Genomic DNA, 20,497 nt, shown 5'->3' with positions numbered 1-20,497 from the left:
AGGCTGTGACTGGCATATGCTGCTGCAAGAAAATGGAATTACTGTTCACTCTGTTCACAAAAAACACCTTGCGGAATGTCACCAGTGAACAATAATAAAATGGAGTCACAGAGTATGCCCTGACATTTAGCGGTTAATACCGGACAATACGTCTTCAATCCATTTATCCGTATTATAGTTATCATCAAAGAATTTTACGATTACCCCATAAGGCTCTTTTTCATTGGAAAAAGCATTGGCCTCATCGGTATCTACGTGCATGGCAAGGCGGTAACTCCAGTCTACACGTACTACCACATCTGCATAAATAAGAGCGCGGCCGAAGCTTTTGGTCAGGACAAAAACTTCGTCATTATCTTTGACCTTCAAAGTAACAGCATCTGCCGGAGTCATGTGAATGTGACGTTTGGCAACAATGACACCGTGATCAAGGATAAGTTCGCCCTTGGGTCCGATGAGAGTGCAGCCAGGGGAGCCGACAGTATCACCAGACTGGCGGATAAGACCGGGAAGACCGATCTTGCGGGTATCTGTAAGGGAAAGCTCAATCTGGGTTTCTTTACGAAAAGGACCTAGAATGGCCATATTCTTATACTCACCTTTAGGCCCCTTTACGGTAAGACGTTCCTGGCAGAGATACTGTCCAGGTTGGCTTAATTCCTTTATGTAATGAAGCTGGGCATCCTCTCCAAACAGGAGTTGGAAATCCTCCTGGGAAACATGAATATGCCGTGCTGAGGTTTCAATCGGTATTTTAATGCTCATGGAAATTCCTCCGATATTATATAGAGTGTGAACATCAGTACTGTTTTAACACTGCAATAGATTAAGTTTAATATTAATGAGAAAAAATAGCAAGCCTTTTTTTACAGGCACATATACAGGAGTGTATGAAATGAAAAAACATACAGACAGCGGTTTTACCTTTGATATTAAGGAAGATCATGCTGCAGTAATGGAAATTGATGGGGATCCCCAGATTGTGGAAATTCCGGAACAGATCGACGGAGTACCGGTCACAGAACTGGCTGAATATCTTTTTTCCGGGAAAAGCTGTCAGGTCATACGGATTCCCTTGGGAGTTCAGAAAATAGGCCGTTACGGTTTTTATAACTGTCGGAATCTGGAAGAGCTATGGTTTTCCAGTGATTTTACTGATCTTGGAAGTGGAGCTTTTACAGGGTGCCACAGGATCCGAAGAATGGAAGTTTTGATGAATGATGAACAATCCGGGCTGAAAGAGATCCTTTCAGAAGTTGGGGAGGAGCTGCGGGTACATTTATATGGAAAAGTGGAAGCCATGCTTTGGTTTCCGGAATATTATGAGGAAGGTGTGGAAAATACTCCTGCCAGGATATTGATGACTGAGGTGCATGGAAGCGGTCTGTATTACAGAAACTGCTTTCAGGGAAAAGTATTTCATTTTCTGGAGTATGACAAGCGTTTTGAGATGGCGAGAGCCCAGGAATCATCAGATTTCCTGAGAGAAATGGTATATGGCAGACTGAACTGGCCGACAGGGCTGACAGAACAGGCGAAAATACAGTACGAGCAGTACCTGAAGGAGCATATAGAACAGATTGCTTCTGATTTTATCCGTCAGAAAAGAGGAGAAGAGCTGGAATGGCTTCTTCACACGTATCCCCTGGAACCTGGGCAGAAAGAACTGTTTACAGGTCTGGTAAATCTGGCAGACAAAGTGAAATCTCCGGAGATTTTAAGTATGCTTATGGAGTACCAGAGACTGCATTTTCCATCGAAAAGGAGAAGTTTTGAACTATGAGTGGTTCAGAAGAGAAAAAATTGAATTCATTACATGAGGAAGATTCGTTATATAAAGCGCAGGGGGGAAAAGCTGCTTACCAGATAAGTCCGACATATGGGCAAAATACTTTGTACAAGGTAAATCCGGTACATGACGCCTGGGATCGTGCGTTGGCGGCAGAAAGCATCTGCCAGGATATTTTGTCCAGTGCCAGAAACCAGTTGTACCTGAATATGCGCTTTATGGACTGCGCATTGTCAGCACTTTTCTTTCAGGGAGATATGGGCGTTCATCCTGTTGGAACGGATGGAACTGTCCTGTACTATCAGCCGGAAGAACTGATGGAACAGTTCAGGAGAAGCCAGGAAAAGGTGAATCGAATCTATCTTCACAGCCTTTTACACTGCATTTTTCTCCACTGTTTTCCAGAGAAGGATGAAGAAGGAAATCCTGCTGTGGATGTCCAGTACTGGAATCTTGCATGTGACATTACAGTGGAAAATATCATTGACGGGCTTTATCTGAAATGTGTGCATCAGCCGGCATCTATGGTGAAGAGGCAGGCGTTGAAGCTGATACTGGAAGAGGGAAAGGTAATGACGGCTCAGAGAATTTACCGAAGGCTTCAGACTCTTCATTTGCCGGAAAATAAAATGCAGGAGCTGCGCCGTGAGTTTACTCAGGATGACCATGGTAAGTGGTATGAAAACCATCCAAACAGTCCTCAGATGTCCCAGCGGAAAAAGAACTGGGACGACATCCGCAACCGCATGCAGACAGAGATGGAAACTTTTTCAAAAGAAGCGGGAGAAGGCGGAGAAACTCTGGTAGACCAGCTGCGTGCCCAGAATCAAAATCGCTATGATTATAAAGAATTTCTGCGGAAATTTTCTGTTTTGAAAGAAGAAATGAAAGTTGATATGGACACTTTCGATTATATATTTTACAATTATGGAATGAATCTGTATGGCAATATGCCGCTGATCGAGCCCTTAGAAACGAAAGAAGAGCGGAAGGTGGAAGATTTTGTGATCGTTATTGACACTTCCATGTCCTGTAAAGGAGAGCTTGTCCGGAAGTTTCTGGAGGAAACCTACAGTGTGCTCAGTGAATCTGAGAGCTTTTTCAGGCGGATTCACGTACACATTCTTCAGTGTGACGAGAAAATCCAGTCTGATGTGGTGATTGAAAATGCCATGCAGTTGAAGGAATATATGTCCCATTTCACAGTGAAAGGAGGGGGCGGCACAGATTTTCGCCCTGCTTTTGCCTATGTGGAACAGCTTATGAGAGCGAAGAAGTTTACAAAACTTCGGGGACTGATTTATTTTACAGATGGTTATGGAATTTATCCGGCAAAAATGCCTCCGTATGAGACAGCTTTTGTATTTATGAAGGAGGATTATCAGGACATTGATGTGCCGCCATGGGCGATCAGGCTGATCCTTGATGAAGAGGATCTGGAGTCTGTTTAAAAAGTCTTTCTGTGTCAGATCTCATGTAAAGCAGGATATGTAGATTAGAGCCTGTTTGAAAAATCATTCCCGCAATCTGCACGCCCCACTTTGCGGTATATTTTGCCCGAATTCGGTTGCCGTAGCCCGCTACGGCGCCCTCATCCGGACAAAATCTCCCACAAATTGTGACGCACATCTTGCAGAAAGCCTTTTTCAAACATGCTCTAGAATAGTACAGCCAATCTGTAAAGACGAGGAGAATATAATATTATGAACATCAAGCGAGCGAAGGAAGAAATACGCAATACAATAGAAGCTTACCTTTTGAAAAATGAATACGGGGAGTATGAGATACCGGTTATGGCCCAGCGCCCTGTTTTTCTTATTGGCGCCCCTGGAATCGGCAAGACACAGATCATGGAGCAGATTTCCCGGGAATGTAAGGTGGGACTGGTTTCTTACACCATTACCCACCATACCAGACAGAGTGCAATTGGACTTCCTTTTATTTCCAGAAAGAATTTTGACGGAAAAGAGATGGCAGTTACAGAATATACCATGAGCGAGATCGTAGCATCCATCTATGAGAAAATCCAGGAATCCGGCCTTCGAGAGGGGATTTTGTTTATTGATGAGATCAATTGTGTTTCCGAGACACTGGCACCTGCCATGCTGCAGTTTCTTCAGTGTAAAACCTTTGGAAGCCACAAGATCCCGGAAGGCTGGCTGATCGTAGCTGCCGGGAATCCGCCGGAGTACAATAAATCGGTCCGTGAATTTGATGTGGTGACCATGGACCGTGTGAAGAAAATCCAGGTGGAGCCGGATTTTGACGCATGGAGAGAGTATGCTTACGCAAAAGGCGTTCACCCTGCAGTGATTTCCTATCTGAATACAAGACCGGCTAATTTTTATAAGATGGAGAGCACAGTAGATGGCAAAAATTTTGCTACTCCAAGAGGATGGGAGGATCTGTCCAGACTGATACGGGTATATGAAAAACTGGAGAAAACCGTGGATAAGGACGTGGTAGTCCAGTATATCCAGCATCCGCAGATTGCAAGAGATTTCGCCAGCTATTTGGAACTTTTCTACAAGTACCGTACGGATTATCAGATCGATGAGGTTTTAAGCGGCCATATTGATGATATTCTGGTAAAAAAGGCGGCACATGCTTCCTTTGATGAAAAGCTGAGTGTCACCGGACTTCTTCTTTCCAGACTGAACAAAGCCTTTGGAAAGGTGAAGGAAGAGGAAGAAAAGCTTGTCAGCATTTTTGATATTTTAAAAGAGGCGAAAGAGCCTCTTATGGGAGCGCAGAAGGAGCAGCCGTTGGTTTATCTGGAGGATGTAAAGAACCGCTTCCAGTCAGACTCATTGGCAAAGAAGAAAGCAGGGCTTTTGTCCAGGGAGGACCTCCATCATGACCAGCAGGTTCTGGATACCCTGGAAAAATATGTGATGGATCTGAAGAAAGAGAATGTACAGGATGGCCAGTCTGCTTTTTCCCTTCTCAGAGGCTGGTTTAATGCGGAAAAAGAAGAATATGACAATGGTTTTGACAAGGCGGCGAAGCAGCTTGAATATGCTTTTGATTTTATGGAGAGTGCTTTTGCGGGTGGACAGGAACTTGTGGTATTTATTACAGAACTGAATACCAGCAGTCCTGCAGTGGCTTTTCTTCAGGAATATTCCTGTGAAAGATATTACCGCTACAATAAGGAACTTTTATTCCGGGAAAACACCAGAGATATTCTGGAACGGATCCGGCAGCTTGGGTAAGGAGGCTGAATGAGAAAAAGAAAACCATGGAAATTTATTTTTATTCTTCTGTTTGCAGTGGCAATTTCCCTGGGAGTCTATGTTTATCAGCAGCAGTATGAGCCGGACGATTTGTTTGTAAAGGTGGGAGAGGGAATTCTGGATAACGCTCCGGAGATTTTTTCCGGAGAGCCGAAAGAAGTCCAGGAACTGCGGAAGCAGGAGGTGGCAGATACCGACACACAGGGACTGCGCCAGGAATACTATTTTAGTCAGCTGAATGAAGAAGAACAGCGGGGCTATCGGGAAATAATAGAAGGAATCCGGGCAAAAGAGAAAGAATTTTACCTTACGATCTATGAGGATGACACTGTAAATAAGGTTTACCATGCGGTGCTTATGGATCATCCGGAGCTGTTCTGGGTGCATAACCGGAAGCAGGTATATAAAACAACCTTCTCAAATGCCAATTATTGTATGTTTTCTCCTGGTTACAGTTATACGGATGAGGAAATCCAGGAGATACAGGCAGCTGCTGACAATGCCTGTCAGGAGGTAAGTGCATTGGTCTCAGAGGAGGCGGATGATTATGAAAAGGCGAAAGCAGTTTATACTTATCTGATCGATACTGCCGAATATCAGGAATCTGAGGACGACCAGAGCATGGCAGGAATCTTTTGGAGGAGGCAGGCAGTGTGTGCCGGATATGCAGGGGCTGCTCAGTATCTGCTGGAATATCTTGGAGTGCCCTGTATTTACGTGGAAGGCAGTACTGCCGGAAGTACAGAGGGACATGCCTGGAACATTATTACTTTAAATGGAAATGATTACTATTTTGATGCGACCAACGGTGACCAGCCGGAATTTCTGGAGGGCGATGCAGTCCAGCTTGCAGAACATAAGACAATCCTATATGATTATTTGTGTCCATTCCCGGAGGAGTATGAGATGACATATACACCCTCTGATGAATTTACGGTTCCGGCGTGTTCTGCAACAGATATGAATTTTTATGTGCTGAACCAGGGCTGCTTTGACAGTTATGACTATCAGGAAATTCTGGCATACTGTCAGATGAGGCTGAATAACGGGGCTGCAGTAGTGAGGTTTAAATTCTCATCACAGGAAGCTTTTGAACAGGCCAGAGCAGACTGGATCAATGGAGATGCCATTCAGGAGGCTGCAAGATATTATATGACTATATATGGAATGAGTCAGGTAGAGTATCATTATGGAATTTTGGAAAACATGAAAACTATCTATTATATGTTTTAAAAGGAAGAGGTATAAACAGATATGGTTGATATTTTAAAAAATATTATGAATATTGCATACAGAGTTCGGGATATGCAGATCGCGGGTACTTTGTCCATGGCGTTATTTGGAGTAGTGCTTGTGTTCGGAATTATGAACTGTGTACTCGGATACCGTCTTTTAAGATTCTGGATGATGATCTTTGGATTTCTCATTGGAGCAGGAATCGGATTATTTGCCATTCATCAGATCGGATTCGGGGAAAAGATGTATTATGCAGTGGGAATGATCGGGGTAGGACTGGTACTTGCCATTCTTTCTTTTGCAGTGTTTAAGGCCGGTATTTTTATTATGGGAGCAGGAATTGGGCTGACGATTACTGTATATATTATCCATCCGACTACTTCTTTCAGCTTTTTCATCTGTCTTCTGGCGGGAGTAGGTCTCGGAATGCTGGCGCTTCGCTATGAAAGAGAAGTGATCATTGTGGGAACCAGTATTCTGGGTGGTATCTTAAGTGGCTTTTCTGCTGCCAAGCTGGCAAAAATGGAGGAAATTCCTTTTGGAATTATTTTTTCCATTGGGTTCGCCCTTGTGGGAATGTTGATCCAGTTTGCCATTAATAAGCCGAAATATGACGATGATTACGATGACGAGGAAGATGAGGATCAGGGGAAAGTACCAGAAAGACGACAGAAACGGGAAGAAGCTGATCAGGAGGAAGATGAAAACGAGACAAAGCGCAGAGGGAAAAAAGAGCGTGATGATAAAAAGAATCCTTCCAGGGAGCAGTACAGAAAGTATCCGGAAGAGTATGAAGAGGATTTAGATGATGACCTGTCTGATGCGGATGATGAGGAGATTGATGAGATTCTGGATGAGTATGGTGTGGACGAGGACGATGTGATTGAGGAATATCTGGAAGATTATTATGGCGAGAACAAGAGAAAGCCGCAGAAAAGACAGAAAAGTAAAAACAAGCGGAAAAACAGTGCCAGCCCTTATCAGAAGAACAGATAGATGAAATCTATTTTGGGGACATCAGAGAGGAAAGAAGAAAGTAAATAAAAACTATGAAATCCTGGAGTCAATAATGCTTCAGGATTTTGACTTATAAAGAAAACGCAGTCAATTGATTTTGAAATTGACTGCGCTTTGTTTTGTGAATTAGAATTCGATTTCCTTTAAATATCTTGCCAGAGCATCCTGCCAGGTTGGAAGAGGGGTGAATCCATTTTCTACCAGCTTCTTTTTGTTCAGACGGCTGTTAAATGGGCGTGCTGCTTTGGAAACTCCGTATTCAGCGGTGGTAACAGGAAGAACTGTTACTTTATCCTCGGCATACTCGGTATGTCCAAGCTCAACAGCCTGACGGAAGATTTCCTTAGTGAAATCATACCAGCTGATATAACCACCCTCATTGGTTGCGTGATAGTAACCGTATTTGTCAGTGAGAATCATGTCGATCATCAGGCGGGCAAGGTCATAGGTGTAGGTTGGAGTACCGATCTGGTCGTTGACAACCTTTAAGGTATCATGCGTTTTGGCAACGTTTAACATGGTTTTGATAAAGTTCTTGCCATTTTTACCAAATACCCATGCAATACGGATAATAAAAAATTTGTCAACATTGTTATAAACTGCAAGCTCTCCGTCAAGTTTCGTCTGACCGTAAACATTCAGAGGCTTGTAGGCTTTACAGTCTGGCTCCCATGGAGTGGTGCCCTGACCGTCGAATACATAGTCTGTGGAAAGATACATCATTTTGATGCCCAGCTTTTTGCAGACTTTTGCAATATTTTCAGTACCAAGAACATTTACTTTGCGGACGATTTCCTGTTTGTCCTCATCTTCAGCTGCATCTACAGCTGTCCAGGCTGCACAGTGTACCACGCCGTCCACGCCTGCTTCTGTAATGGCTTTTTCCACAGCGGAAGCATCTGTAATGTCTACAGAAATATAAGGCATTGTGGTGACAGCAGTACTATCCTGAATTCCGCTATACTCCGGGGCAAGGTCAGAGCCTACCCCTTCGTATCCGCGTTTGTTAAGTTCGTTCATTACATCATGACCAAGCTGACCGGCCACACCTGTTACAAACAGTTTCATAAAAACAGCCCTCCTTAGCGGTTGCCGTACATTTTTTCGTAGTAATTCTGATACTCTCCGGAAATAATGGTCTCCCACCATTCCTTGTTGTCAAGATACCACTGGATGGTCTTCTTGATACCGTCTGCAAATTTGGTTTCTGGCAGCCAGCCCAGTTCGTTGTGGATCTTGGTTGGGTCGATCGCATAACGCATGTCATGACCCTTACGGTCTGTTACGTATGTGATCAGGCTCTCTGGTTTTCCAAGCTCTTTGCAGATGATCTTAACGATGTCGATGTTTTTCATTTCGTTGTGTCCGCCTACATTGTAAACCTCACCAACACGTCCTTTGTGGATGATCAGGTCGATGGCGCGGCAGTGATCCTCAACATACAGCCAGTCACGAACATTCTCACCTTTTCCATAAACAGGAAGCGGTTTGTCATTTAATGCGTTGGCGATCATAAGCGGAATCAGTTTTTCAGGGAAATGATATGGGCCGTAGTTGTTAGAGCAGCGGCTGATGGATACAGGAAGTCCATAGGTTCTGTGGTAAGCAAGTACCAGAAGGTCAGCAGAAGCCTTGGAAGAGCTGTATGGGCTGCTTGTGTGGATCGGAGTCTCCTCTGTGAAGAACAGGTCCGGTCTGTCAAGTGGCAGATCACCGTAAACCTCGTCAGTGGAAACCTGATGGTAACGTTTAATTCCGTATTTGCGGCAGGCATCCATAAGAACAGCAGTACCAATGATGTTTGTGTTCAGGAAAACTTCAGGGTTTTCGATGGAACGGTCAACGTGGCTCTCAGCCGCGAAGTTTACAACCATGTCCGGATGTTCTTCCTCAAAAAGCTTGTAAACTGCTTCACGGTCTGTGATGCTCTCTTTTACAAAACGGAAATTCGGGTTATCCATAACCGGTGCCAGAGTAGAAAGATTACCTGCATAGGTAAGGCAGTCCAGACAGATGATGCGGTAGTCCGGGTACTTTTTTAACATGTGGAAAATAAAGTTGCTTCCGATAAATCCGGCACCGCCGGTAACGATAATATTCATGATATAATTCTCCTTTGATTTTTATAATTAGTGAAGTACGTCCATATATTTGCCATCCAGTACGTCCTTCAGATACTGACCATACTGATTCTTCTTCAGCACGTTGTAAACTTCCATAACTTCTTCTCTGGAAATCCAGCCGTTTAAGTAAGCAATTTCCTCAAGGCATGCAATCTTACGGTGCTGATGGGTTTCTACTGTTTTTACAAAATTAGTTGCGTCTACAAGACTCTCATGTGTACCTGTGTCAAGCCATGTGAAGCCCTGGCCGAGAAGCTCTACATTTAACTGACCTTTTTCCAGATAAATACGGTTCAGGTCTGTGATCTCCAGCTCACCGCGGGCGCTTGGTTTCAGGTTCTTTGCATATTCAACAACTTTGTTGTCATAGAAGTAAAGACCTGTTACACAATAGTTGCTCTTCGGATGCTCTGGCTTTTCTTCGATGGAAATGGCTTTGCCTTCCTGGTCGAATTCAACGATACCGAATCGTTCCGGGTCGTCTACATAGTAGCCGAATACAGTAGCACCTTTTCCTGAGCTTGCATTCTCAACAGCGGCTTTCAGACGCTTCTTAAGACCGTGTCCTGCGAAAATGTTGTCTCCAAGAACCATGGCAACCGTGTCATTTCCAATGAACTCTTCGCCGATGATAAATGCCTGTGCAAGTCCGTCCGGGCTTGGCTGTACAGCGTAAGTAAGAGATACGCCGAACTGATGACCGTCACCAAGAAGCTCCTTGAAACGTGGGGTATCCTGTGGAGTGGAAATGATCAGGATATCACGGATCCCTGCGTTCATAAGAACGGACATTGGATAGTAGATCATTGGTTTATCATAAATTGGAAGCAGCTGCTTGGATGTGACCATAGTCAATGGGTAAAGTCTGGTACCGGATCCACCGGCTAAAATAATTCCCTTCATAATTTCGTTCTCCTTTGTTGGATTTGCTATATTGTTCCTATTATGAACAATATCTGATTTATGCTGTCAGGTGCATGATTTCGTAGTCGTTCATGAATGCTGCCGGATTTTGGGCAGCATTTGTTTGCCCTGACCTGAGTCTGTAACTACATTATAAAAGGTGACCTTACGTTACCTTCAAGACCTTTTTTACAATTATTTCAAGTTTGTTACTTTTTCACAAAGAAATACCCCTGCATCCTTGGTGATATGGAACCCATTTTCTGTTTTTTTCTTAACAAGGGCGCGAAAATCCTTGTAACGGTCTGGCAGATACTGGTTCTGATTGCCGTGGCAGGAGAGAATATAGGAAATTAAAGGCTCCGCATCGGTAACGATCAGTTCGTCTTCATAGGATTTCCAGGTAATCTTCTGAAAATAAGGGGAAAGGATATCCGTCCCGTTTTCCCTTCCAAAGCGTTCGTACAGTTTATCCGCGGAGAGGGCAATCCTTTCATCGAAGGACTGGACCAGAAGGCTGACCTCCCGCATATGTCTGGAACCGTAGGTGCTGCACAGAAAACGTCCGCCCGGCTTCAGGATTTTTGTTACATTTTTGCACACCTTTCCAATGTCGTCACAGTAAAAAAGTACATGATTGGCAATGACCAGATCAAAGGTGCCAATCCTTGGAGGAATGCTGTGACAGTCAAAAGCTTTGAAAGAAAAACGGGGATCTTCTCCGCCAATGGCGCGCCTGGCGTCACGGAGCATACCCTCGGAAATATCAGAAAGGGTAATGTGTATGTTCGCTGGCAGTTTTGATAAGTTCTGGGTCCAGAGAGCTCCGTCACCGCATCCAAGCTCCAGAATATTCATTCCCTCATGAATCTGGCACTGCTGGCAGATCCAGGGAAACCAGCCTTCCTGGTTTACAGAATAAAGACTGTGCAGGTTGATCCTGGAAGAAATGTTGGAAGCATTCTGGTACTGATTTTTCAGACTTTTTTCCATAACAGTCAGATGGATCAGGTCCAGCATACGGCTCCAGTCCACGGTATGCTCCTCAGAAATGGCCTGGGCAGTATCTTTCAGTGTTTTTTCCACAAGCTGCATCTGTTCAATCCGGTCCTGTACAAGCTTCAGCTGTACATTCAGGGCATTGAGCATAAAATGGCTGTCCGGGTCTTCGATAGTCATCTCCCGGATATCCTCCAGGGAAAATCCAAGATATTTCAGCAGCAGGATCTGCTGCAGCCTTGCAAAGTCAGTGTCAGTATAAAATCTTGCGCCGGATTCGGATACAAGAGAAGGTTTCAGAATATCGTGCTGGTCATAATAGCGGATGGTCCGCAGTGTTACTCCAGCCATCCGGGCAAACTGACCGGAAGAGTAGTAGCCGTCTTTTTTCAAAAAAACACCTCCTGGATTGCCAAATGTTATATTTTATTATAGGGAAAATTTATCTGGGGCGCAATGGAAAGTTTGAGGCAGGTTATGGTTTGTTACACTTATAAAAGAACAGCTCGCGGAATATTACTGACAGATCCTGTCGCAAAGAGGCGAACGCTTTTTCTTGTGCTTTCTTTATCTGTGTGCTACCCTTTAATCAAGGTCAGCGGGGCCGAAGATGAATCTTAAAACTGGCAGTTCTGTCAGTCTTTTTCCACAATAAAATGTAAGGAAGAGAAGAAAAAAGGACAGGAGGTTAACATGAACCTATTCGATTTTACCTACTGCGGTAATTATAACCGGCAGATCCAGAACCTGGCCAGGATATCCCCTGAAAAGTGGAGCTTTGGACAGTCCGGGGATAACGGGATCCTGAAAGGCTATCTGGAAAATACATTCCGCAGACTGTATGAGGAAGGAAAAGTACGGGAAGAGAAAGAATATGCCCTTTTTCATACAGGACTCTTTAATCAGTATTATCAGCCGATTTATGCTTATTTTGTTCCAAATGTAGTACCGGACAGACAGAAATGGTATCTGGAAGGATTTTATACAGACTACTCACTTTTGAAAATAAAAATCACGGATCTGCCGCCCAGGGCTGCCTATGTGGAAAATCCTTCCGATCTGGTGTTTGACACCAAGCTGCCGGTGGTGCCTCAGTATGAGCATATTTTTGATGATGAAGAAAATGTGCAGCGGCTTCCTTCTGCAGTGAGGGAGAGCGGTATGCGGGTACAGCTTTTTGATGGAGCCTTACAGCAGACCAGACGGATACTGGAGTCAGACTACAAGGCTGCCATTCCTCAGTATTATAACCATTCCATTCAGCTTTTAATCCCAATCTGCCTTCAGAACCCGGGAATTCCCGATCTGGCACTGGCCTGTATGAAAACTCCGGACGGAACCAAATATCTGGGACGAACCTGTCTGACTCTCCGGATGGCCTATCACAATGCCAGACTGCTTGCAAGGCTGGACGGGAGCTGGCTGAGGGCGTGAAGAAGTTAGAGAAAATGAAATACCTTCAAAGATGATCTTGGAACAGCAATCGGAAAGCAGCAGTTTTTTGCAGCGCCTTGCAGTTATGGGGCAGACTGTGAACAGGGATAAAGAGTGTGAAAGAACTGTGACTTTCTTTCGGAAAATCTGTTCAAAACATATAAAACGTGTTACAATATAAAACTATCACAGAAAGAAAATCAGAGGTAAGGCCTACATAAGACAGCAAGTCCTGGATCGATCAGAGAGGCAGGAATCAGACCTTGGATTTTTTTACAGAACACAGGAGAATGTATGAGAATCGAATTAAAAGACGAAAATCAGGAAGAACCGCAGAAAATTGACGAGAACGACATCCGTTACAAACACGAGACTGATCTGACTAAGAAAGAGAAGCGTGAACTTGAGAAAATGAAGCTTGCCAGTATGGGCTGGAAGGGAAAGCTTCAGTATATCTGGTCCTATTATAAGCCACAGATGGCAGCCATTGTGGCGGTGATCGCCATAGCCTTTTTTGTAAAAGATCTTTACGAAAATTCCAAGATCCATACAGCTCTTACGGTTATGGTAATTGACTCCTACGGAACGAAGCAGGAGGAAGCCGAAGAAAAGGTACAGGAAGTGCTGGGAATCCAGGATGATCCATATGAAATCGTCACAGTAGACGAAAGCCTGCGTACCGGTGAAGACGGAGTTGCATTGGAATCCTACAGCCAGATGGCCTTTACCACCAAAGTATCTGCCAGGGCAGTAGATGTGCTTGTTGGTTCCGAAGATTATATGGACGGTTTTGAGTTCAAAGATGAGTATTTTATGGATCTGACAGAGCTTTTGCCAGAGGATGTCTATCAGGCCTTTGGGGAGCAGGATGACAAATACAGCATTACCATTGATTCTGATGAACTGGAAGAGGAACTTGAGGTGACCTATGAGCCTGTTAAGATCGGAGTTCTCGCTAATTCAGAGAATGTAGAGAATGCAGTGAAATGGCTGACGAAACTGGCAGAAGAATTATCGTAAATAATGAAGGGAGACGTGTGAAAGGTGCCGCGTCCCCCTTCCTTTTTCTGTAAAAATGTGCCGGATTTCCTGGGCACATTTCACATTAAAGCTTTTTCAGATAATGTTTTTCAATAAAAGAGAGAACTCCGTATAGCCCCATGGCAATCAGACACAAAACCACAATAGACATCAGCACCCAGGTAAGCTTGAAGAAGTAAGTCTGCAATCTGAAAGAAAAATTATGTAAAATTTAGAAAAAATTTCGTAAAAATGTCAATAGGATATTTGACCGAAATAAGGTATCCTAAACAGACAGAAGAGATTCTAAAGGATAACAGGAGAGAAGGATATGAAGGTTTTGCTGGCCGGGAATACCGGTTATGTGACAGAAGAATTTGTAGAAGAAGCATTTCCAGAATGGCAGAAATATACTATGGCAGATGGAAAAATAGAGCAGCTTTCGGTCCCTTTACTTTCGGAAGAAACGGTAATGAAAAGTTGGAAGAGGTAGAGAAATGTCAGAAAAAATAGTGAAATACGAGTATGAATATGGCCTGTGTAAACGGATGCACTATCGTGGATTATGGTGCGTGCGTTATGAAGGTGTTCCAGGGCATTTTGAGAAAGCGGGTATGGCCTGCGCCTGTGCAGTGGATGGCTGTGATAAGGACTGTGCAGTTATGGAAAGTGCGGATGCCGTTATTGATCCGGAGTGGGAGTGGCATATGCTGGACAATCCGCCTGGAAGATAGAAAAAAATTACGGCAGAGACAGGAAGAACTGCATATTATACCATAAGGCATGAAAACCGGAGTTGATAGTATGAGTCTGGCGGAATCCTTAAATTGGGAGCAAGAAGAGCAGTACACATCCGTTTTTCCACGGTCTGTTACCAGCCGGAAAAATCAGGAAAATTTAAAATTGTCAGAGAAAAAGGAACTATTAAAGAAAATCGCAGATATTCTTGCAGAGGAAAAATGGATTACCTCAGCTGAATTGTTGGTTTTGAAGGAAAAAATAGAAAAATACGGTGGCACTTTATGACCAGGGCGGTGATCTACTGCCGGTGCAGTACAGAAGAGGAGTGCCAGAAGGATGCGCTTATAAGACAGGCGGCGGAGGCAAGAGAATGCGTCCGCCGCCTGAACTGGTCCTTAGAGGATGAATATATAGAAAGCAGGTCCGGCACCAGCACCCGGGGACGGGAACAGTACCAGCGGCTTTTTTCTGACCTTCTTAGAGATAAATTTGAGATTGTGGTGATAAAATCCCAGGACAGACTGATGCGAAACACAAAGGACTGGTATGTTTTTGTGGACCGTCTCGTGACTTGTGGCAAACGGCTGTATCTCTATCTGGAAAACCGTTTTTACAGTGCAGATGACAGTCTGATCACTGGAATCAAGGCAATTCTGGCAGAGGAATACAGCCGGGAATTAAGCCGTAAGATCAATAACGCCCACCGGAACCGGCAAAAGACTGGAAGTGCCCTGATGCTTACTTCCAATACTTATGGCTACCGGAAGCTGCCAGATAAAAGCCTGGCGATCATAGAGGAAGAGGCACAGGTGAAAAGAAAAATGTATGAGCTTTGTGCAGGAGGTCTTGGCAGCAGATGTATCGCCCGGATCCTGCGGGAGGATGGTGTGCAGAAACGAAATGGAAGCTTTTTTACCGATTCTGATATCCGCCGCATGATCCGAAATCCTGTCAATAAAGGCACTGTGGTCATGAACCGGAAACATTATGATTTTGATACCAGGCAGGTGGTAAAAAATCCACAGGAACAGTTTTATATTTATGAAAACCGGATTCCGGCAATTGTGTCAGAAGAACTGTGGAAGGCTGCCAATGAAGAAATCGACAAAAGAAAGAAACCTGTCGGAAACCAGGAGAGAACGGCCAGGTGCTTTGGAGTAAATCAGGGAAAGCATGTGTTTAGCGGAAAATTGGTCTGTGGTTTGTGCAGGGCCCCTTTTTACCGGACAACAAGAAAGGGAAAAAATCATAAAATTCATGAATGGAAATGTAAAACTTATCTGGAACAGGGGAGAAAAAAGGAGGAAAAGACAGGTGGGTGTGCCAATGTCCATCTGGAAGAGGAAAAGTTGTTTCTTCTTCTGGAAAGGTTCGGAGGAAAAGAAATCCTGCCAGATCAGGAAAGAAAGATTACGGATATTTTCAGGCAGCTTTTGAAGGAAAGTCTGGAAGAAAACCAAAAGAAGGATTTGGAAAAGTACGAACAGCTGGAACAAAAGATTAAATACCAGCAACAGCTTTTGCTGGACAAATATCTGGAAGGCCTGGTGGAAGAATCTCTTTATAAGATCAAAGAGAGGGAACTGCAAAATAAATTAAAGAACAACACCGGCAGCAGAACGTGCAGGCAGAAGAACAGGGATTTTCCGGCAGAGGAACAGGAAGAAGTGGAAAAAAGGCTTCGAGAGACAGAGCAGTTTTTAAAAGAACATCATGTGGTTCTAAAGGCCCACGTATTATGTGAGTTAAAAATGGTGGAGAAAATCCTGATTTATCCGGATCATCTGGAAGTGGTAAAGAAACAGGGAAAATGCATTATTGCGGCAGAGACCTTGGATATGCTATACTGAAAAAATCATAACTGCCCGTCATATCTGCAGTTACAGACACTATTTAGCGCCTGTTTGAAAAATCATTCCCGCAATCTGCACGCCCTGCTGTGCGGTATATTTTGTCCGAACAGGCAGAAAGGAACAGGATTATGAACATCAGAAAATCTACACTTCAGGATCTGCCACAGATACTGAACTTATATAAAATTGCCAGGGAATTTATGAAAAACAACGGAAATCCAAACCAGTGGGAGGACCGCTACCCGGAAGTTTCAACGGTAGAAAATGATATAAAAACAGGAATTTCCTATGTATGCGTGGAAAATGGGGGAATTGTGGGAACATTTGTATTTTTTACAGGAGAGGATCCTACTTACCGTGTAATCGAAAATGGTGAATGGCACAGCGATAGGGAGCCCTACGGCGTGATTCACAGAGTCGCTTCCAATGGAGTAACAAAGGGTGTGACCAGGGCTGCTTTTTCTTATGGATTGGAGAGAAGCGGATATGTGCGCATTGATACCCATGAGGATAACAAGCCCATGCAGGGCGCTTTGAAGAAATTTGGTTTCAGGGAATGCGGTGTGATCCATCTTGAAAGAGGAGCGGAGAGGATTGCCTTTGACTGTCGGAAAGAGTGGCTTTGAAAAATAAAAATAAATTTCTTTTTTGAAGAAATACGGGACTACACTTCGTTATAGAAAAGTGGAAAGAGAAGAGAACAGCATTTTGGGAAAATGTCAGAATGCGTACTCACTGGAATGTCTGACTGCCATATATGATCAGATAGCCAAGCCCCTGTCTTGCGCCGATAAATTCGCCTATGATCACCCCTACCAGGCATAGACCGATATTTACTTTCATATTTGCAAGAATAAGGGGCACGGAGGAGGGTAAAACAATTTTTAAAAGTTCTTCTTTTTTACCGCCTCCAAGTGTGCGGATCAGTTTCAGCTTTTCCTGGCTGATTTCCCCGAAGCCTGTATACAGGTTCAGAATCGATCCAAAGATAGCTACGGACATACCTGCAACAATGATGGTCCGCTGACGGGCACCCAGCCATACAATGAGAAGGGGTGCCAGGGCAGACTTGGGAAGGCTGTTCAGCACTACCAGATAAGGCTCCAGTACTTTTGCAAGTCTGGGGCATCCCCACAGCAGAATGGAAATGCCAAGACCCAGGACTACTACGAAGAGGAAACTAAGAAGAGTTTCCTTCAGGGTGGTTCCAATGTGGATGAACAGCGAGTGGTTTTTGGCCATCTCCACAAATGTATTGAAGATCATGGAGGGGCTGCTGAAGATGAAAGAGTCGATCCAGCCAGCCCTTGCCAGGACTTCCCATTGTGCCAGAAAAATAAGAAAGACCAGAAGCCTTGCGCTTACAACAAGGCGACGGTCCCTTTTCTGACGGGCAAGATATGCTTTTTGAGTGGGGGAAGGTTCATGCATTCTGATTCAACTCCTTCCAGATCAGATTAAAGTAGGATTTGAAAGCCGGGGCATTTCTCGAAGAAAGGGGCGTGCGGTCTTTCATATCCAGATCAATGGGAACGATCTTTATTACAGTGGCAGGACGCTTTGAAAGAATCAGTACCCGGTCAGCCATGCTGATGGCTTCGGAAATATCGTGAGTGACAAGAATAGCCGGCTTTCGTTGTATTTTCAGGATTTTTCCAATGTCATCACTTACGTTCAGCCGTGTCTGGTAATCAAGTGCGGAGAATGGTTCGTCGAGAAGCAGAAGATCCGGTTTTAATACAAGAGTGCGGATCAGTGCCGCCCGCTGCCGCATGCCGCCGGAGAGCTGGCTTGGACGACTGTTACGGAATTTGTCCAGCTCATAAAGCTTTAACAGTTCATCTACATAGGAAAGATTGTCTTTTGTGAGTTCACCTTTTATTTCCAGTCCAAGGAGAACATTGCGGTAGATGCTGCGCCATTCCAGAAGGTGGTCTTTTTGAAGCATATAGCCAATACGGGCGCTGTCCTTGTTCAGTGGCTTTCCATTCATAAGAATGGTTCCGCTTTCCGCATGTAAAAGCCCGCAGATCAGATTCAGCAAAGTGGACTTTCCACAACCAGAAGGACCCACGACAGCCAGGAACTCTTCTGGCATAAGATGAAAAGATATATGAGAAAGGGCAGCCGTTTCCCCGGATAAGCTATGGTAAGAAAGGCACACATCCTTTACTTCCAGAAGCGGATTCATAATCAAACCTCCATTTTCGTATAATTTATGATATGCTTTTGGGGTGGGGGGTGTTATAATGAAGTGATTTATCTATGTGCAGAGTGTAGCGAAGAGGAGTTCGCGGTTCCTGTACCGACAATTTTTTTTAGAAAGAAAATAATATTATGAGTAAAAAGCAAACGGTTTTCAACCTGTTATTTCTGGTGATCGTTTTCGGTCTTACCATGTACCTGGTTTTTCGCGGCAAGGACATCGGAGATATTATCAGTACTGCCAGGGATGCTGATGGGAGATATCTGCTTCTGAGTCTTGTGTGCGTGGTATTTTTTATTCTTGGCGAATCGGTTATCATTTTTTATATGATGAAAACACTTGGAGCCAGTGTGAAAATGACTCATTGTGCATTGTACTCCTTTGTAGGATTTTTTTTCAGCTGTATTACTCCGTCTGCATCAGGCGGACAGCCCATGCAGATCTTTTACATGAAAAAAGATAAACTGCCTATTCCGGTAACTACTCTGGTCCTGATGATCGTTACCATCACCTACAAGGCAGTTCTGGTAGTGATCGGTGTTCTGATCTGTTTTCTGGGCGGTGATTTCCTGAGAGGCTATCTTGGGGACTATATGTGGGTGTTTTATCTAGGCGTGGGTCTGAATGTGTTCTGTGTTACCTTTATGATGATACTGGTATTTGCTCCCGGTCTTGCGAAATGGATCATGGTAAAGGGTCTGAAGATCATTGAGCATGTCCGGATTCTGAAGCCCAAAAAGGCAAGGCTTGAGAGGCTGGAGGCTTCCATGGACCAGTATCACGCAACGGCAGCCTTCTGGGCCAGCCATAAGCGGATCATACTGAATGTATTTATCATTACATTTGTGCAGAGGTGTATTCTGTTCACGGTCACTTACTGGGTGTACCGCGCCCTGGGACTCCATGAGTATGGAATCCTGACCGTTACTATTTTACAGGCGGTGATTTCCGTATCTGTGGATATGCTTCCTCTTCCGGGAGGCATGGGAATCAGCGAGACATTATATATGGTGATGTTTGTGCCCGTATTTGGACCGCTTTTGCTGCCATCTATGCTGCTCAGCCGTGGGATTTCCTATTACGGACAGATGCTGATCAGTGCACTTATGACCTGTGTGGCACATCTTACCATTGGAAGGAAAAACGAAGAGATACAAAGGATGTAATTAACTGCAATGAAGGAAGAACGTTTGAAAAAGGAGAAACAGGATATGCTTGGATTTTATGATTATACGGTGGTGCTTACATACATCAGTCTCGCTGTTTCCGTATTTGGAATGACAAGAGCACTGGAGGGAGACTTCAAAGTTGCAATTTTGTGTCTGGCACTGTCCGGACTTTGTGATATGTTTGACGGGAAAATCGCCCGTACAAAGAAGAACCGTACAGAGGATGAGAAGAAATTTGGAATTCAGATCGATTCCCTGTGTGATGTGGTATGTTTTGGTGTGTTTCCGGCAATGATCTGTTATTGTCTGGGAATGAACCATATTCCGGGTGTGATCATTCTCTGCCTGTATTGTGTAGCTTCTGTAATCCGTCTGGGTTACTTTAACGTAATGGAAGAGAAGAGACAGAACGAGACCTCCGAGCTTCGTCACTATTACCAAGGTCTGCCAATCACTTCGATGGCGATCATCCTTCCGTTCCTTTATCTGCTGAGAAGAGGATGCGGGAAAAATTTCCTTCTGGTGATCCATGTGGCAGTGGTAGTAGTCGGAGTGCTGTTTATCAGTGATTTTAAGGTGAAAAAACCTCAGAATCCAATGGTGATCCTTCTGGTTGCCCTTGTGGCACTGGCGCTTTCCATGATGTTTCATCTGTTATAAAACGGATATTCACCATATATGAAAGTCAGCTGTCTGGCGCCTGTTGCGCTCCTGCAGCTGCCGGCTGCATTCGTAATCCGGGCTGTCGCCAGACGATATCCATGAATTCGC

At 44.3% G+C, this 20,497-nt stretch carries 23 protein-coding genes; 15 read left to right on the top strand and 8 right to left on the bottom strand.

What is annotated here, in order from left to right; genetic code table 11:
- Positions 1–126: 126 nt before the first annotated feature.
- Positions 127–765, bottom strand: a complete 639-nt coding sequence (gene pduL, locus I2D69_RS09325; protein WP_173718604.1) for a phosphate propanoyltransferase — start codon at positions 763–765, stop codon at positions 127–129.
- A gap of 130 nt (positions 766–895) precedes the next feature.
- Between pduL and I2D69_RS09320 the strand changes: the two genes are divergently transcribed.
- Positions 896–1,783: a leucine-rich repeat protein gene (locus I2D69_RS09320; RefSeq protein WP_173718603.1), complete on the top strand. Its 888-nt coding sequence runs from the start codon at positions 896–898 to the stop codon at positions 1,781–1,783.
- On the top strand, positions 1,780–3,240 hold the full coding sequence (locus I2D69_RS09315) for a VWA-like domain-containing protein (RefSeq protein ID WP_173718602.1): 1,461 nt from the start codon (positions 1,780–1,782) through the stop codon (positions 3,238–3,240). The genes I2D69_RS09320 and I2D69_RS09315 overlap by 4 nt, the downstream gene beginning before the upstream one ends.
- On the opposite strand, the gene I2D69_RS21005 is transcribed toward I2D69_RS09315, so the two are convergent.
- Positions 3,200–3,406, bottom strand: coding sequence for a DUF6783 domain-containing protein (locus tag I2D69_RS21005; protein ID WP_308768481.1), 207 nt, complete (start codon positions 3,404–3,406; stop codon positions 3,200–3,202). The two genes, I2D69_RS09315 and I2D69_RS21005, sit on opposite strands and share 41 nt — an antisense overlap.
- On the opposite strand from I2D69_RS21005, the gene I2D69_RS21000 reads away from it, so the two are divergent.
- The 4 genes from I2D69_RS21000 to I2D69_RS09300 are packed head-to-tail and all read left to right on the top strand — an operon-like array spanning position 3,338 to position 7,257.
- Positions 3,338–3,496, top strand: coding sequence for a DUF6783 domain-containing protein (locus I2D69_RS21000; RefSeq protein WP_308768409.1), 159 nt, complete (start codon positions 3,338–3,340; stop codon positions 3,494–3,496). The genes I2D69_RS21005 and I2D69_RS21000 overlap by 69 nt on opposite strands.
- On the top strand, positions 3,493–5,004 hold the full coding sequence (locus I2D69_RS09310; RefSeq protein WP_173718601.1) for an AAA family ATPase: 1,512 nt from the start codon (positions 3,493–3,495) through the stop codon (positions 5,002–5,004). The genes I2D69_RS21000 and I2D69_RS09310 overlap by 4 nt, the downstream gene beginning before the upstream one ends.
- A gap of 9 nt (positions 5,005–5,013) precedes the next feature.
- Positions 5,014–6,258, top strand: a complete 1,245-nt coding sequence (locus tag I2D69_RS09305; protein ID WP_173718600.1) for a transglutaminase domain-containing protein — start codon at positions 5,014–5,016, stop codon at positions 6,256–6,258.
- A 21-nt stretch (positions 6,259–6,279) separates the two neighbouring features.
- Positions 6,280–7,257: a DUF4203 domain-containing protein gene (locus I2D69_RS09300; protein WP_195379802.1), complete on the top strand. Its 978-nt coding sequence runs from the start codon at positions 6,280–6,282 to the stop codon at positions 7,255–7,257.
- Positions 7,258–7,404: 147 nt separating this feature from the next.
- On the opposite strand, the gene rfbD is transcribed toward I2D69_RS09300, so the two are convergent.
- From rfbD to I2D69_RS09280, 4 genes are all read right to left on the bottom strand, one after another.
- Positions 7,405–8,346, bottom strand: a complete 942-nt coding sequence (gene rfbD / locus I2D69_RS09295) for a dTDP-4-dehydrorhamnose reductase (RefSeq protein WP_173718598.1) — start codon at positions 8,344–8,346, stop codon at positions 7,405–7,407.
- Positions 8,347–8,360: 14 nt separating this feature from the next.
- Positions 8,361–9,380, bottom strand: a complete 1,020-nt coding sequence (rfbB, locus tag I2D69_RS09290; protein ID WP_021926781.1) for a dTDP-glucose 4,6-dehydratase — start codon at positions 9,378–9,380, stop codon at positions 8,361–8,363.
- A 27-nt stretch (positions 9,381–9,407) separates the two neighbouring features.
- A complete protein-coding gene (gene rfbA, locus I2D69_RS09285; protein ID WP_118581363.1) occupies positions 9,408–10,304 on the bottom strand; it encodes a glucose-1-phosphate thymidylyltransferase RfbA in 897 nt (298 codons plus the stop codon).
- Positions 10,305–10,499: 195 nt separating this feature from the next.
- Positions 10,500–11,696: a methyltransferase domain-containing protein gene (locus tag I2D69_RS09280; protein ID WP_177969034.1), complete on the bottom strand. Its 1,197-nt coding sequence runs from the start codon at positions 11,694–11,696 to the stop codon at positions 10,500–10,502.
- A 300-nt stretch (positions 11,697–11,996) separates the two neighbouring features.
- Between I2D69_RS09280 and I2D69_RS09275 the strand changes: the two genes are divergently transcribed.
- From I2D69_RS09275 to I2D69_RS09250, 7 genes are all read left to right on the top strand, one after another.
- On the top strand, positions 11,997–12,737 hold the full coding sequence (locus tag I2D69_RS09275) for a DUF3825 domain-containing protein (protein WP_118581369.1): 741 nt from the start codon (positions 11,997–11,999) through the stop codon (positions 12,735–12,737).
- A gap of 294 nt (positions 12,738–13,031) precedes the next feature.
- A complete protein-coding gene (locus I2D69_RS09270) occupies positions 13,032–13,757 on the top strand; it encodes a hypothetical protein (protein WP_195379801.1) in 726 nt (241 codons plus the stop codon).
- Positions 13,758–14,088: 331 nt separating this feature from the next.
- Positions 14,089–14,250, top strand: a complete 162-nt coding sequence (locus I2D69_RS09265; protein ID WP_195379800.1) for a hypothetical protein — start codon at positions 14,089–14,091, stop codon at positions 14,248–14,250.
- A gap of 4 nt (positions 14,251–14,254) precedes the next feature.
- Complete coding sequence (locus I2D69_RS09260) at positions 14,255–14,491, top strand: hypothetical protein (protein WP_173735146.1); 237 nt, start codon at positions 14,255–14,257, stop codon at positions 14,489–14,491.
- A 169-nt stretch (positions 14,492–14,660) separates the two neighbouring features.
- The gene (locus I2D69_RS20455; protein ID WP_255610631.1) at positions 14,661–14,783 is read left to right on the top strand and encodes a hypothetical protein; all 123 of its coding nucleotides are present in this window, start codon (positions 14,661–14,663) and stop codon (positions 14,781–14,783) included.
- Positions 14,780–16,348 carry a recombinase family protein gene (locus I2D69_RS09255; protein ID WP_195379799.1) on the top strand — a complete coding sequence of 523 codons (1,569 nt, stop codon included), beginning with the start codon at positions 14,780–14,782 and terminating at the stop codon, positions 16,346–16,348. Before I2D69_RS20455 ends, I2D69_RS09255 begins: the two co-directional genes overlap by 4 nt.
- A 131-nt stretch (positions 16,349–16,479) precedes the next feature.
- Positions 16,480–16,977, top strand: a complete 498-nt coding sequence (locus tag I2D69_RS09250; protein WP_173716238.1) for a GNAT family protein — start codon at positions 16,480–16,482, stop codon at positions 16,975–16,977.
- Positions 16,978–17,083: 106 nt separating this feature from the next.
- Here the strand turns inward: I2D69_RS09250 and I2D69_RS09245 are convergent, their stop codons facing one another.
- Positions 17,084–17,782, bottom strand: coding sequence for an ABC transporter permease (locus I2D69_RS09245; RefSeq protein WP_195379798.1), 699 nt, complete (start codon positions 17,780–17,782; stop codon positions 17,084–17,086).
- Entirely contained in the window at positions 17,775–18,542 is a 768-nt protein-coding gene (locus I2D69_RS09240; protein ID WP_173718588.1) for an ABC transporter ATP-binding protein, read from the bottom strand. Before I2D69_RS09240 ends, I2D69_RS09245 begins: the two co-directional genes overlap by 8 nt.
- Before the next feature lie 146 nt (positions 18,543–18,688).
- On the opposite strand from I2D69_RS09240, the gene I2D69_RS09235 reads away from it, so the two are divergent.
- Together I2D69_RS09235 and I2D69_RS09230 are read left to right on the top strand one after the other, a co-directional pair.
- Positions 18,689–19,723, top strand: a complete 1,035-nt coding sequence (locus I2D69_RS09235; protein ID WP_179962534.1) for a lysylphosphatidylglycerol synthase transmembrane domain-containing protein — start codon at positions 18,689–18,691, stop codon at positions 19,721–19,723.
- A 24-nt stretch (positions 19,724–19,747) separates the two neighbouring features.
- Entirely contained in the window at positions 19,748–20,386 is a 639-nt protein-coding gene (locus I2D69_RS09230) for a CDP-alcohol phosphatidyltransferase family protein (RefSeq protein WP_330386377.1), read from the top strand.
- The last annotated feature ends 111 nt before the right edge of the window (positions 20,387–20,497 follow it).

Origin of the sequence: Ruminococcus sp. D54t1_190329_F1 (genome assembly GCF_015551645.1) — a bacterium.
Classification (GTDB): domain Bacteria; phylum Bacillota; class Clostridia; order Lachnospirales; family Lachnospiraceae; genus Blautia_A; species Blautia_A faecis.
Note: the sequence above shows the minus strand (reverse complement) of the source record. Positions and strands in the feature narration are given on the sequence as shown.